This is a genomic window from Lacticigenium naphthae DSM 19658 (genome assembly GCF_000425865.1).
Classification (GTDB): Bacteria; Bacillota; Bacilli; order Lactobacillales; family Carnobacteriaceae_A; genus Lacticigenium; species Lacticigenium naphthae.
The window spans coordinates 1-14065 of record NZ_AUEG01000001.1 but is presented as its reverse complement, the minus strand read 5'-3'; the positions used below and the strand labels follow the sequence as shown (position 1 = coordinate 14065).

General features: G+C 39.9%; 11 protein-coding genes and 1 other RNA gene. 10 read left to right on the top strand and 2 right to left on the bottom strand.

What is annotated here, in order from left to right; all coding sequences use genetic code 11:
- The first annotated feature begins 12 nt into the window (after window positions 1–12).
- From H626_RS0100060 to nth, 6 genes are all read left to right on the top strand, one after another.
- Window positions 13–1230 carry a CCA tRNA nucleotidyltransferase gene (locus H626_RS0100060; RefSeq protein ID WP_027107496.1) on the top strand — a complete coding sequence of 406 codons (1218 nt, stop codon included), beginning with the start codon at window positions 13–15 and terminating at the stop codon, window positions 1228–1230.
- A gap of 28 nt (window positions 1231–1258) precedes the next feature.
- On the top strand, window positions 1259–4057 hold the full coding sequence (locus H626_RS0100055; RefSeq protein WP_169449754.1) for a helicase C-terminal domain-containing protein: 2799 nt from the start codon (window positions 1259–1261) through the stop codon (window positions 4055–4057).
- A 68-nt stretch (window positions 4058–4125) separates the two neighbouring features.
- Complete coding sequence (locus H626_RS0100050) at window positions 4126–4599, top strand: cell wall elongation regulator TseB-like domain-containing protein (RefSeq protein ID WP_027107494.1); 474 nt, start codon at window positions 4126–4128, stop codon at window positions 4597–4599.
- 20 nt (window positions 4600–4619) lie between these two features.
- On the top strand, window positions 4620–5915 hold the full coding sequence (asnS, locus tag H626_RS0100045) for an asparagine--tRNA ligase (protein ID WP_027107493.1): 1296 nt from the start codon (window positions 4620–4622) through the stop codon (window positions 5913–5915).
- A 339-nt stretch (window positions 5916–6254) separates the two neighbouring features.
- The gene (locus tag H626_RS0100040; protein ID WP_027107492.1) at window positions 6255–6965 is read left to right on the top strand and encodes a DnaD domain-containing protein; all 711 of its coding nucleotides are present in this window, start codon (window positions 6255–6257) and stop codon (window positions 6963–6965) included.
- Window positions 6966–6989: 24 nt separating this feature from the next.
- On the top strand, window positions 6990–7670 hold the full coding sequence (gene nth, locus H626_RS0100035; RefSeq protein ID WP_027107491.1) for an endonuclease III: 681 nt from the start codon (window positions 6990–6992) through the stop codon (window positions 7668–7670).
- 143 nt (window positions 7671–7813) lie between these two features.
- Here nth and H626_RS10255 read toward each other — a convergent pair whose 3' ends face one another.
- Entirely contained in the window at window positions 7814–10651 is a 2838-nt protein-coding gene (locus H626_RS10255; RefSeq protein ID WP_051237678.1) for a PBP1A family penicillin-binding protein, read from the bottom strand.
- A 14-nt stretch (window positions 10652–10665) separates the two neighbouring features.
- Complete coding sequence (gene recU, locus H626_RS0100025; protein ID WP_027107490.1) at window positions 10666–11292, bottom strand: Holliday junction resolvase RecU; 627 nt, start codon at window positions 11290–11292, stop codon at window positions 10666–10668.
- Between the two features lie 54 nt (window positions 11293–11346).
- Here recU and H626_RS0100020 point away from each other — a divergent pair, with 54 nt between their 5' ends.
- The 4 genes from H626_RS0100020 (at window position 11347) to H626_RS0100005 (ending at window position 13967) form a co-directional block, all read left to right on the top strand.
- A complete protein-coding gene (locus H626_RS0100020) occupies window positions 11347–11913 on the top strand; it encodes an SLOG family protein (RefSeq protein WP_245570046.1) in 567 nt (188 codons plus the stop codon).
- A gap of 117 nt (window positions 11914–12030) precedes the next feature.
- Window positions 12031–12339, top strand: coding sequence for a cell division regulator GpsB (gpsB, locus tag H626_RS0100015; RefSeq protein ID WP_035618091.1), 309 nt, complete (start codon window positions 12031–12033; stop codon window positions 12337–12339).
- A gap of 19 nt (window positions 12340–12358) precedes the next feature.
- An RNA gene (gene rnpB / locus H626_RS11240) (RNase P RNA component class B) lies at window positions 12359–12740 on the top strand.
- Window positions 12741–12830: 90 nt separating this feature from the next.
- Window positions 12831–13967 (top strand): THUMP domain-containing class I SAM-dependent RNA methyltransferase, encoded by a 1137-nt coding sequence (locus H626_RS0100005; RefSeq protein ID WP_027107487.1) that lies wholly within the window; start codon window positions 12831–12833, stop codon window positions 13965–13967.
- Window positions 13968–14065 lie beyond the last annotated feature (98 nt).

Below are 14065 nucleotides of genomic sequence, written 5' to 3'. Positions count from 1 at the left end.
AGGGATGTCTAAATGGAAAAAAAGCGAATTGACTTAAATGTATTTCCTCCTTTTTTAGAAGCATTGCCCGTTATTAAAAGAATAGAAGAGAACGATTTCGAGGCTTTTTTTGTAGGCGGAAGTGTAAGAGACGTGCTGTTAAACAGTACGATAAATGATATCGATATTGCCACAAGTGCTTTTCCCTACGAAATAAAAGACATCTTTCCGCATACCATAGATGTTGGAATCGAACACGGGACAGTAATGGTCTTATTCGAAGAAAGCACCTACGAAGTAACAACTTTTCGTACAGAAGGGGATTACAAAGACTTTAGAAGACCCGATGAAGTGACTTTCGTACGCTCTCTAAAAGAGGATCTGAAGCGGAGAGACTTCACCATCAATGCCCTCGCCTTGAATAAAAAGGGAGAAATTTTTGATTATTTCAATGGAATCAAAGATATCGAAGAGAAAAAAATTCGGGCAGTCGGCAATCCGAAAGAACGGTTCTATGAAGATGCCTTGCGTATGATGAGAGCAGTCCGGTTTGTTTCCAAACTAGACTTCGATTTGGATAGTGAAACCTTTCTGGCTATCCAGGAACACAATTTTTTACTGCAGAAGATTTCTGTTGAACGCATCCAAATCGAATTTATTAAGTTGATGTTAGGAAATGCACGCAATAAAGGGTTAGCTTATTTTATTGAATCTGAATTATATCGGTATTGTCCAAGTCTGGAAAATGGGCAACGAGCTTTAGAAAAAATAGAAGGAATCCCCACTCGGTTTTCTTCATCTGAAGAAATGTGGGCTGTTTTGGGTTATTTTATGGAATTCAATCACAAACAGTTGGAAAAATTCTTGCGACAATGGAAATGCTCAAAGAAAGAAATCAAAGAGTCTAAGGCATTACTAGCGGCTGTCTATTGTCGAAAAACAGCTATCCCTTCAGCTTATTATATGTATACGTTTGGGTTAGAAAGAGTCAAGACGATCGAAAGCTATGTCGAGTTGTTTGATTTTCCAGACAGTTCTACGGAATTAGATCAACTATGGGATCAATTGCCGATCAAAACGCGCGAAGATATTGCAATCACAGGAACAGATCTGATTCAAGCGAGTGAGCGAAAGCCGGGAAAATGGATCGCTGATGCGTTAGATGACATTGAAAGAGCGATAGTAGAGCAGAGGTTGAGCAATCAGAGAGAAGAGATTTTAGCGTGGTTTAAAGAGGAAGCAACTAATTAGAGGAAGTAGGCAGGGTGAGGTGAGAGAAGTGGATGAAAGCACGTATTATGCAATCGTAGATTTAGAAACGACGGGAAGTCGATCACAAAAAGGTGACCGAATCATTCAATTTGGTTGTGTCATTGTACAAGGGCGAAAAATTGTTCAGCAATACGGGACCTTGGTTCATCCTTTGCGCAAAATTCCAGAGCAAATACAAAAGTTGACTGGAATAACACAGGATGATATTCAGTCGGCTCCTTATTTTGAGGATGTGGCTGGTTACTTGAAAAATTTGTTATCGGATTGCATATTTGTTGCGCATAATGTTCATTTTGATTTTAATTTCTTGAATCATGAACTGGAACGAGTGGGGCTTTCTCCCTTGACAAATACAGCAATAGATACTGTCGAGTTGACACAAATTTTATTTCCTACTCTCGATAGCTATACCCTGAGTGATTTATCTGATGTGTTTGAACTCAATTTAAACCGTCCACACGATGCTCTTAGAGATGCCGAAGCAACTGCCTACCTTTTAGAAACGCTCACGCAAAAAGCTGAAAAGTTACCCTTGGTCACCTTAGAAACCTTAGTTGATCATGGGCAACAGTTGTCTTATGATACGGTGGACTTTTTTCAGGGGATTTTGGCACGCACCAAACAGAATGTACCGAAACTTTCTGAGGATTACATAATCGTTGAAGGACTGGCTTTAGCAAATGATCGAGAAAGTTTTGAATACGATTATAAGTGGGATTCTCCCTACCCCGAAACCACTAAAGAAAAACAGGCGATACTCTCGGATTCTTTTCAAGTAAGAGAAAATCAGCTAGAAATGATGGATGCTATTCACCGCTATATAAAAAAACCACAGACACAGGAGAAAGAATCTCTGGCAATTGAAGCGCCAGCTGGAATGGGAAAGACATATGGCTATCTGCTTCCACTGTTTTATGCAGCAACAAAACAAAAAAAAGCAGTCATTAGCACGTATACTACTTTATTACAGCAACAGTTGGTCTATAAAGATATGGAACAATTGAAAGAGATGCTGCCGTTTCCTGTAGAAGTGGCTCTATTAAAAAGTCACCGTCATTTTATCGATTTAGCTTTTTATTCTAAATTGCTACGGACTTCTGATTTGAATACACAGGAATCTTTTTATTTAATGCAAGCGACCGTTTGGTTGACGGAAACAAAAACAGGCGATCTGAATGAATTGTCCCTTCAAAATAGTACCCAATCCTTTTGGGAAAGAATACGGAAAGTGGAGTCGATTTTTCCAGAACATCAGTCAAAGTGGGAGTTAGTTGATTTTTACGAGCGTATGAAAAGGAAAGCTCGATCCGCTGCAATTATTGTGACGAATCATGCGTACTTGTTGCATCAGCTGCAATCGGATAAACGCATCCTTCCGCGCTTTAACTATCTGGTTATGGATGAAGCCCACCACTTAGCCGACTTAGCTTTTTCCTTATCCAAACAAGAATTTGATTTTGTGTATATTAAGAACCTGCGAAAAAAAGTCGGATCAGTACAAGATGAAGAGTCATTAGTTTTTCAAATCGATCAATTGATTCAATTAGTAAATAAAAACAATCCCACTCTAGTAACGAACTGGTCAGCGAATCTGGAATACTTAGAAACGGAATATGCAGATTTATTAGAAGAATATCTGTATCAGGCAAAACAAAACTTAGGGAAGAAATCCCAAATAAATAAACGGATCGAAATCAATCTGGACGATTCCTATGCGCGTTTTAATTTGCGAAAACAACTGAAAACGATTCAAGTCCTCTTAAAAGAGAACGAATTTCTACAACAGAAATTACGGAATCTTTTTATAGAGACTGAACGATATTTATCAGAAAAACAAAAAGAGACCGTCAACTTTTTTCTCGCTCTAATCGAACGGATCGCCGAGCACGCAGACTTTATCGATTGGATGATCAAGCAGGCGAATCAACTGGATTCGTTTTGGTTGGAATTTAAAGAAAAAAACCCGAAAAATACAGCTAAACTTTGTTACTATCAAGGAAAACGAGTGAATACTGTTGTAGAATCATTGAAAAAAATACCGAAGATCGTTTATACGAGTGGAACGCTGTTCTATTATCCGGATCAATTTGTTCTTGAAGACTACACAAAAGGGAAAATCGAAAAAGTTTTCTTGTCGGATTCCTTTGACTATGCAAAACAAGCACAAATATGGATACCAGAGAACACAATCGATAAACAGCAGTTTTCCAAGAAAGAACATATTGCTGCGATTGTTTCTGAAATTTTAACGATCGCCAAAACAACAGAGGAAGGTTTCCTTGTCTTATTCAACTCCTTAGACGACTTGCAAGAAGTCTATGGTAGATTGTATACATCTAGAAAAATCGACTCCCGAGAAATTTTAGCTCAAAACATCAGTGGCAGTAGAGAGCGCCTGTACAAAAGATTCATGCGCTCGAAAGGCTCCATTTTGCTTGGATCAAACAGCTTCTTTGAAGGGATCGATTTTCCCCAAAATTATCTTAAAATCGTTTGCTTGACCCGATTGCCATTTGAATCGCCTGATTTACCAGAAGTGAAAGCGCGGCAGAGTGAATGGATAAAAAAAGGAGAAAATCCTTTTATCAAAGACACATTGCCGAAAGCCATGTTAAATTTGAAACAAGGTTTTGGAAGGTTGATCCGTTCAAAAGAAGATAAAGGGATTTTCATCATTATGGACGAACGGTTTGTCCATTCGAGCTATGCAAAAATTATCCAAAAGAGTTTTCCCGCTGAAGTTTCTATCCAAACAGTTGCCACTACTGAATATGAACAGAAATTTAAAGATTTTTTTGAAAATTAACGGGAAAATGACTAAATTTTTGATATAATGAAAACATTGCTTTTGTAAACACCATAAGGGGAAAATAAATGAAAAAAATCATTTTAGGAATAAGCGTTCTGTTGGCACTTTTTGTACTGGGAGTGATAGCTGTCTACCATTCTACCCAATCTCCTTATAATTCAGCACGTACCCAGGCAGAGTCTTACGTAAGAAAAAAAACAGATTTAACTGAATTTGAAGACTTCTACTGGTACAATGGTGAAGAAACTTTTTTTGCGGTGATTGGAAATGATGCGGAAAACAAAAAGCTCATTGCTATTATTGAGAGTGAAAGTGGCAAAGTGACGACGCATGATGCAGAAGAAAGCTTGACTGAACAAGAAGCGATCGCGTTAACGAAACAGGAAAAAAATCCAGCTGAAATTTTACAAGCTCGAATAGGGATGGAGAACAATGAACCGGTATGGGAAGTGAGTTATCTTTCTGAGAGTGGGTCACTAGGTTATTACGTTCTTTCAATGCAAAATGGAAATTGGATAAAAGATATTGAGAATATTTAGATAAAAGGGAGTTTATACGAATGGAAAAGATTCAAATCAAGGATTCTAAACAGCACGTAGGCGAGACGGTCAAAATTGGAGCTTGGGTCGCAAATAAACGCTCAAGCGGAAAGATTGCATTTCTACAACTACGTGATGGTTCAGCTTTCTTTCAAGGAGTAGTTGTGAAAAGTGAAGTGGAAGAAGAAGTATTCTTATTGGCTAAGAATCTTAACCAGGAAAGTTCTGTTTGGGTAACGGGAACGATTCAAGAAGATGCCCGTTCCAAATTTGGGTATGAGATTCATGTTTCGTCTATTGAATTAATTGGTGAAAGTCACGATTATCCGATCACACCGAAAGAACATGGTACAGAATTTTTGATGGACAATCGTCATTTATGGTTGCGTTCTTCAAAACAACATGCAGTGATGCAGGTACGTAATGAAATTATTCGAGCAACATATGAATTTTATAATAAAGAAGGCTTTATCAAAATAGATCCGCCTATTTTAACAGGGACCGCAGCAGAAAACACGACAGATTTATTCAGCACCAAATACTTTGATCGGGATGCTTATTTAACACAAAGTGGTCAATTATATATGGAAGCTGGGGCAATGGCGTTCGGAAAAGTCTTTTCTTTTGGTCCGACTTTTAGAGCTGAAAAATCCAAAACACGTCGTCACTTAATCGAATTTTGGATGATCGAACCCGAAATGGCTTTTATGGATCAAGACGAAAGTTTAGAAGTTCAAGAAAAATATGTAGCTTATCTAGTTCAAAGTGTTCTTGATAATTGTTCACAGTCTTTGGATGTTTTGGAAAGAGACAAAACATTGCTTGAAAACTATACCAAATTACCTTATCCACGTGTCTCATATGATGAAGCGATCACGTTGCTTCAAGATAACGGATTCGATGTGAAGTGGGGCGCAGATTTTGGTTCTCCAGAAGAAACCTTTATTGCGCGACAATTTGATCGTCCAGTCTTTATTTTAAACTACCCTAAAGCGATCAAACCTTTTTACATGAAGCCTCACCCTGACAGACCAGAAATCGTCTTATGTGCAGATATGATCGCACCTGAAGGATATGGAGAAATCGTTGGTGGAAGTGAGCGGGAAGACCATTACGATCTTTTACTCGAAGAGATCAAGAAGTTTGGGTTGACCGTTGCTGATTATGAATGGTATTTAGATTTGAGAAGATATGGATCTGTACCGCATTCAGGTTTTGGACTTGGTCTAGAACGCACGGTAACGTGGATAGCAGGAACGGAACATATTCGTGAAGCTATTCCATTCCCACGCTTGTTGAACAGGATTTACCCATAACCACAAGAAGCTAGGCGAACAGTCCGAGCCTCTACCGGTTTTACAAAGGAACCGTTTATAAGAAACTGCTCCAAAAGGCAGACCCGACGTCCACTTAATGATGCTGTAGTTGTTGTTGCTTTGCAAAAGCTGTCACTGTTTTAGCAGTTTACAGTACCTTATGCAAAGAAACGAAGCTTACGGAGTTGGCAACTGACAACTACAGCAGACTGTGTATGTATTCCCTAGTCGTAGACTAGCGTAGTATATTCATGAAGTGACGCGGGTCTGTATGCATTTTGTCATCCTCAATTATGAGATGAGAGTGACGGAGTTACACTTAAAGAAAGAAGGAATAGTGTGAACGAAACAATATTTATGGAATGGATCAGTAAGGGCAATGTGACCATCCCCAGTATGTTATTGACATACTATCGTAAATTAGGCATTACACATGAAGAATTTATTCTTATTTTACAATTGAAAAATGAGATCGATAAGGGAAACTCCTTTCCTGATTTGACTAACATTGGGGAAGCGATGCAATTACCGACTGAACAAGTCTATTCAACTTTGCACAAACTTTTGCAAAACAAAGTTCTTTCCATTCAAACAATAGAAAATGATGAGGGGAAAGCAAGAGACTATTATTCCTTTGATTCGTTGTGGGAGAGATTGTATCAGGTGTTAGTGCAGGAAAAGAAAAGCGTGGAAAATACAAAAAACGAATTATCTGAAACGGAAATTTTCAAACGATTTGAACATGAATTTAGTCGCCCATTGTCTCAAATAGAGATAGAAAAAATCAGTGCGTGGATAGATAAGGATAATTATTCTCTTGATCTAATTGAATACGCATTAAGAGAAGCTGTGATGAACCAGATTTATAATTTCAATTATGTCGATCGCATTTTATTGAATTGGGAAAAGAAAAATATCACTACATTGCAACAGGTACAAAAAGAAAGTGAAAAGTATAAGCAGAAGAAAGCTGAAAAGTCTACGGATTCTTACAAAAAAACCAATGACAAACCGATTTCTTTATACAATTGGCTGGAAACTGAGGAATAAGAAACGAGCAAGAAAGGAAACAGGATGATCAAACAGAAGCGATTACTAAATAAACAGCAGACGGTGGATGTTATTGAAGCCATGGGGAAAATGTTTCCCCATGCAGAAGCGGAATTGATCCATCAAAATTCTTTTGAGTTATTGATTTCTGTCATTTTAAGTGCACAGACGACGGACGTGGGCGTCAACCAAGTAACACCAAGATTATTTGAGAAATACCCTACCCCAGAGGCTCTGATGGAAGCTCCAGTGGAAGATATCATGGAACAGATCAAAACGATTGGTTTGTATCGAAATAAGGCGAAATACATCAAAAAATGTGCACGCCAATTGGTGGAAGAGTTTAATGGCGAAGTACCACAGACGATGAAAGAATTGCAATCGTTAGCCGGAGTGGGGCGTAAAACGGCGAATGTTGTCATGAGTGTAGCATTCAATGAACCGGCCATCGCTGTCGACACTCATGTTGAAAGAGTGAGCAAACGGTTGAATATAGTGAAACAATCGGCCACTGTTTTGGAAGTGGAAAATACATTGAAACGAAAACTTCCAAAAGAATTATGGAGTGTAGCTCATCATCGCTTGATATTCTTTGGAAGATATCAGTGTCCAGCCCGTACGCACGATCACGAGGAATGTGTGGAAAAGCTAAGAGAACTGATCGAAGCAGATAAAAAACGAACAGAATCAAACACAAACGAATAGAAGAGTTCTAAAAAAGCTAGGAGAAAATAAACCTCTCCTAGCTTTTTTGCTGTTTGCGGCTATTGATCGCAGCTGATCGTTCCAATGAAAGAGAAAAAGAGACGAGAGTGGGGGGCACTCTCGTCTCTTGAAATCTGTATATATTATTCTTCATCTGCTGTGTCATCAGCCGTATTGGTATTGGGCTTATTGGCACCATTCATTTCGGCCTCATCGGTGTTTCCATCGTCTTCACTTGTATCTGGAGTTGTTTCTTCTTCAGGCTCTTGAGAGGAAGTGTCATCTGTTTCTTTTTCAGGCTCTTCCTCGTCTTGAGGAGTGGTTTCTTCTTTAGGAATGGAGACTTTGGTGGTCGTGGCTGGTCCGGTTTTTCCGTTAGAAACGACTGCAACAGCTATTTCAACTGTCGAACCTGGTTCAGGATCATCGATTTGGTACTGCGATTGTTGAGTAGTTCCAGATCGTCCGTTGATCGTAATACTATAGGTCACAGAATCCATGGAGTCATCTTTTGGATAATCATCCCAGTTCACTTGAACTTGATCAGCCTCTTTATTGTATGTGGCCTTCAATCCGGTGACTTTTCCTAACTCTATTCCCGGGACAGTTACAGAAGTGGTAGCTGCAGGTCCAGTGATGTCATAAGCGACCACTGCGACACTGATAGTTACTTTCTCACCAGGAGAAGGAGTGTAGACAGCAGAAGTATCTTCGGTTTCTGTCGTTTCACCATTGATCGTCACTTCGTAAAGTGGAGTATCCTCTTCATTTGTCAATGTGTACGCATCCCATTGAATTTGTACTTCATTTGATTTTTCATCGTATGTTGCTTTTAAGCCGGTCGGTTCAGATAATTCTACACCGAATTCAGTCGATTCTTCGGTTGGTTCCGTCCCTTTAATAAAGAGTTCGCGGACGATTTCATCTTCTGGAGTATTCGGTCCAGGCAGTTTAGCGGGCATGCTGCCATCTTCTACAGCCACTTCGACGACATTAATTGGACGCTTCCAGTCCCCATTATCGACCGATTCAGATACATATCCCATGATTTCTGCATAGATTGCACGGGCAGTGGTTCGTGAGCCGTCTTCGAAGCTTAAACCATATCCTTCTGTTCGGTTGGTTACCCCTGTCCAGACAGAAATAGCATAGTTTGTAGAATAACCTGTATACCAAGTATCTGGAACACCGTCAGAAGGGACGGAGACGCCTTTTTCTTCCATTTTTTTATAATCTTCAGCATCAAAGTTTGATGTACCCGATTTTCCAGCATGGATCAATCCTGGAATGCCGACAGAACTTTGATAATAATTGGTCACATCTTTTAGCATATCGGTAACCATATAAGCAGTAGATTCTTCCATTGCCTTATTGCTTTTTGGTGTCAATTCGATTTCCCGACCATCTTGCATAACGACCTTGCTGACGGTATACGGTTCATTGTAGACACCATTGTTTCCAAATGCAGCATAGGCAGCGGCTAAATCAAAGGAAGAAATAGCTCCATTGATCGCATTGGAAGCAACCAATCCGTCTGTATCGCCAGCATTTAGTTTATCTACATCGATACCCAATCCTTTGACAAAACCTTCAGCATTGTCTAGACCAACTTCTTGCAACGTCTTCGCTGCAGGAACGTTCCTTGAATCTACTAAAGCCTCACGTATACTCATCTGGCCTTTGTAGCTGTTATCGTAGTTCGTCAATGTTGTATCGGTACCTGGCCATTGCCAAGCTTCATCAACTACTTGCTCGTATGTGGAATATTGCAAATATTCAATTGCCGGGCCATATGCCGTAAGGGGCTTCATGCTTGAACCGACACTGCTATTATTTTCCGTCGCATAATTGAATCCACGCAACTCTTTTTGATTTCTTCCGCCACCGATTGCGCGAACAGCTCCGGTTTTCACATCGACCATTGTCATCGCTGCATTCATTTGTTCAAGAGGGTAGTCGACGTAATCTTCAGAGTTCAAAATATCAAACATTCGCTGTTGTGCATCTAAATCGATATTGGTATAAATGTCTAAACCAGCCGTTTGGGGTTCCAAATCCGTTTTTTCACGTACTTCTTCGAGCACTTCTTGGATATAGGAATCGAAGACCAATTCATCCATGTTTTCTTCGGAATGATCGATCAACCCTTCTTCAACAGGAATCTTCATGGCTGTTTCCGCTTCTTCAGTCGTAATGACCTCATTTTGCGCCATCACGTATAAAACAGTATCGCGACGACTTTTTGCTCTTTCTGGATTTGTAAACGGATTGTATCCATTAGGAGACTGCGGCATACCGGCAAATAAAGCAGCTTCATGTAATTCTAATTCACTGATGGGTTTACCATAGTAATATTCACTCGCTGTACCCATGCCATACGTATTGTCTGACATATACACTTTATTGACATACAAGGCAAGAATCTGTTCTTTTGATAATTCTTGTTCCAATTGAACAGCCAACCAAGCTTCTTTCGCTTTCCGCTCGAGTGTTTGATCTTCTTGCAGAGTAGAGAAGACTGACAATTTGATCAACTGCTGGGTAATCGTGCTTCCACCCTCAGCGCCAAAGCCATCCGTCACATTTGCGAATACCGCTCCTAAAATACGGATAGGATCCACGCCCAAGTGATCATAAAAGCGCTGATCTTCGATCGAGATGATCGCATCTTCCAATACTTGCGGAATTTCTTCGTATTCGATTTGTTCTCTATTTTCTGCACCGAGCGTATGGAACTCTTCACCATTCTTATCATATAAAGTCGAAGGATAGAATCCAACCAACGCTTCGTCTGTTAACTCGGGTGCATCGGAAGCATAATAGGCAAATAAACTGGCACCTCCAACAAATAGTAAAACGAGCAGACCGACAATACCGATAACGATTTTTTTCAATAAAGAAGATTTCTTTTTATCCGGTGTCGTTTTCTTACCTTTTTTCTTGGCTTGCTTTCTTTCTGTACGGGACATATCTTTACTCATATGAATGTATCTCCTTACTGTTTGTGTTTCTCAATGATTTGATCGACGGCTTCCAAATAAGGAATCCGAGGAGCAAGAGAATAATTTAATTTATAGCCTGTTTCACGTATATAGTCAAGCGGGATCGATTTTCTACCAGATGCAGTGTCTTGATCATCCCAGAAGGGAAGGATATCTTTTGTTTCAATTAAATACAGTTCATTGTAAAATGAAAAGAGAATAATCACAAATACAATTCCACCATGGTCACTGCATTGACGCATATGAACGATTTGGTGTTCATGAAAGTTTTTTAGCGGAAACAAGGTTTGATTCTTTGTTTCTTTGGCTTCAAAATCGAGATAATACCCACGGTACAGACCGTTATAGTCTGTAGTGGAAGCTTTACGATAGTACGCCTCCGTAATCACTGCCGCACTTCGCTTTGGATAGTGCACATTCACGACTTGAACAGGGATCGGTTTTTTATGGATCACTGCTCGATTTGTTGCAAGATAATATTCATTGCTGTCGTTGAGTTCTTGTTCAAGAGACATGCCGCGTTTGCTGTAATTGATTTTCTTTTTTGCAGGGGTGTCAGATTTTGAAGCAGTTGATTTTTTAGGTCGATAAAGTTTACCATTGGGATAATGTATAGTCAAAAAAATCACGCTCCTTTTGGTATTATACCAAATTGTAGTTAAATAGGGAAAGGTATGCAAACATTTATGAAAAACTTATTAATTAGTGGGTACCGATCTTACGAATTAAATGTTTTTAATAGAAAAGATCCCAAGTTACCTTATATCAAGAAAGTCTTACGCGAGAATTTTATTCAAGCCATTGAAGAAGGTACGCAATGGTTTTTGATTGGAGGGCAGCTCGGGACCGAACTCTGGAGCGGAGAAGTGCTCATCGAATTAAAAAAAGAGTATCCCGACATTCGCTTGTCCATTATTTTCCCCTTCAAGGGATTTGGTGAAAAATGGAATGAAGAGAACAAGCTTCTTTTAGAAAAAGTGACCAACGGAGCGGACTATGTCAATTGGACAAGCAAGGAGGGCTATACGAAGCCTCGCCAATTGCAGCAGCACCAACAATTCATGGTCGATCATACGCACGGAGCGCTGCTATTATACGATACGGAATTTGAAGGCAAGAGCACCTTTTTATATAACTATCTCAAAAACCGGCAAGAACACAGTCCGTATCCGATACAGTTGATTACATTCGAGGATCTGGAGGAAAGCGTGCGCGAAGAAGATGACGGATTTATCGATTAGTAAAAAAAGACGAAAGGATGCCGTTAAGTGTTTTGTTTTCACAGTTTATTTGGTATACTAAGGGAGTGAAAAACTATTCTTGTGTAAACCAGTTAAACAGAAGAGGTGCTATCTGACATGAATAACGAGTTAATGCCTAAAGAAATTTTAGAAAAAGAATTTAAAACCAGTATGCGTGGATACAACCAAACAGAAGTAGATGAATTTTTGGATGTTGTTATACGCGACTATGAAGCGTTCCAAAGTGAAATCAACAACTTGCGGTCTGAAAATGATCGATTAGTCAATAAATTAGACGAAACATCAAGAGGAGGATCTTCTTCCGTAAGTGGCGGAGGATCTACTACCACGGTCACCAATTTTGACATCCTCAAACGGTTGTCAAATTTGGAGCGGCATGTATTTGGTTCAAAGCTAGACGATTAAAAGGAATAATTTAAATGCAAATTACGGATAATCGCACACCTTTTTAAAGATGTGTGAGGAAAGTCCATGCTCGCACAAGCTGAGATTGCTTGTAGTGTTCGTGCTCAGCGAAAAAATAAGCTGGGGCCTTTAGCATTTGCTAAAGAGACGGCAGAAAAAAAAGCTACGGTCTTTGACTATGCTTGAGTATTCTTGAAAGTGCCACAGTGACGAAGCATTTTTGGAAACGGAAATGGTGGAACGCGGTAAACCCCTCGAGCGAGCAACCCAAACATTGGTAGGGGCACTTTTTCTTCGGAAATGAACGAAAGAAAGAGGCAGAGTCTTTGACTTTGCAGACAGATGATTATCTCGGAAAGTGATTCCTGATCCACTTTCTAGACAGAACATGGCTTACAGTAATTTGCATTTTCAGGTAGTCCTCCTATTTTTAGGAGGATTATTCTTTTTTAACTAAACATAAAAAAAACAGAGAACGAAAGGATGTTGAAATGAAAACTTTTAAGCTACTCGCAACAGCCGCAAGTGGAATTGAAGCGCTGGTCAACAGCGAATTGAAAGACTTAGGTTATGAAACCGAGACAGAAAATAGTCGTGTCCGTTTCGAAGGGACCGTCAATGACATTGCACGCGCAAACTTATGGTTACGTACGGCAGACCGTGTCAAAATCATTGTAGGAGAATTTGATGCCTTCACATTTGACGAATTGTACGAACAAACAAAAGCATTGCCTTGGGAAGATTTCTTGCCCATGGACGCCGAATTTCCAGTAAACGGAAAATCGCATAAATCGAAACTCTACAGTGTACCGGATTGTCAATCGATCGTTAAAAAAGCAATTGTAGACAAAATCAGTGACGTCTACCACAGAAGAGGAAAACTTCCAGAAACAGGAGCAAAATTCCCGTTAGAAGTAGCGATTTTAAAAGATCACGTGCTGATAACATTGGATACGACTGGACCAAGCTTGTTCAAACGTGGCTACCGGACAGAAAAAGGGGGCGCTCCTTTAAAAGAAAACATGGCCGCAGCTTTAGTCATGTTGACAACGTGGAGAGCCGACAAACCTTTTGTGGATCCTACCTGTGGTTCAGGAACGATCCCAATCGAAGCCGCTTTGATCGGCCACAATATCGCACCCGGATTTAACCGCACATTTATGAGTGAAGACTGGAACTGGTTTGATGCATCCGTTTGGGAAGAAGAACGGGCAGATGCTGAAAGCAAAGCCGATTACGATATCGAATTAGACATCACCGGCACCGACATTGACGGATCGATGATCGAAATTGCGAAACGCAATGCCATGGAAGCTGGAGTCCAAGACAGTATTGTATTTAAACAATTGCAGTTAAAAGATTTCCGTACCGATAAAGAATTCGGCGTCATCGTCTCTAATCCTCCTTATGGGGAACGGTTAGGAGACAAAGAGTTAGTTGAACAGATCTACAGAGAAATGGGTGCAGCGTTCAAACCATTAGACACATGGAGCAAGTACATCTTGACCAGTGATCTAGACTTTGAACAATTCTACGGTAAAAGAGCGACCAAGAAAAGAAAACTCTACAACGGTGCTTTACGCGTAGACTACTTCCAATACTGGGGCAAAAGACCCCCACGTAAATAATAAAGGTTCTATGTCAAATGGTGTTGGTCAGTATTTCCCGAGGTAGAAAACAGAACTGTTTTCTACCTTTTTTTATGCGCTTTTCATTGTTCGTTGCT

Bases quoted from the DNA above. Each gene is read 5' to 3' on its own strand.
- H626_RS0100060 (WP_027107496.1), top strand. From the start codon at position 13: ATGGAAAAAAAGCGAATTGACTTAAATGTATTTCCTCCTTTTTTAGAA.
- H626_RS0100050 (WP_027107494.1), top strand. From the start codon at position 4,126: ATGAAAAAAATCATTTTAGGAATAAGCGTTCTGTTGGCACTTTTTGTA.
- asnS (WP_027107493.1), top strand. From the start codon at position 4,620: ATGGAAAAGATTCAAATCAAGGATTCTAAACAGCACGTAGGCGAGACG.
- nth (WP_027107491.1), top strand. From the start codon at position 6,990: ATGATCAAACAGAAGCGATTACTAAATAAACAGCAGACGGTGGATGTT.
- H626_RS10255 (WP_051237678.1), bottom strand. From the start codon at position 10,651: ATGAGTAAAGATATGTCCCGTACAGAAAGAAAGCAAGCCAAGAAAAAA.
- H626_RS0100020 (WP_245570046.1), top strand. From the start codon at position 11,347: ATGCAAACATTTATGAAAAACTTATTAATTAGTGGGTACCGATCTTAC.
- gpsB (WP_035618091.1), top strand. From the start codon at position 12,031: ATGAATAACGAGTTAATGCCTAAAGAAATTTTAGAAAAAGAATTTAAA.
- H626_RS0100005 (WP_027107487.1), top strand. From the start codon at position 12,831: ATGAAAACTTTTAAGCTACTCGCAACAGCCGCAAGTGGAATTGAAGCG.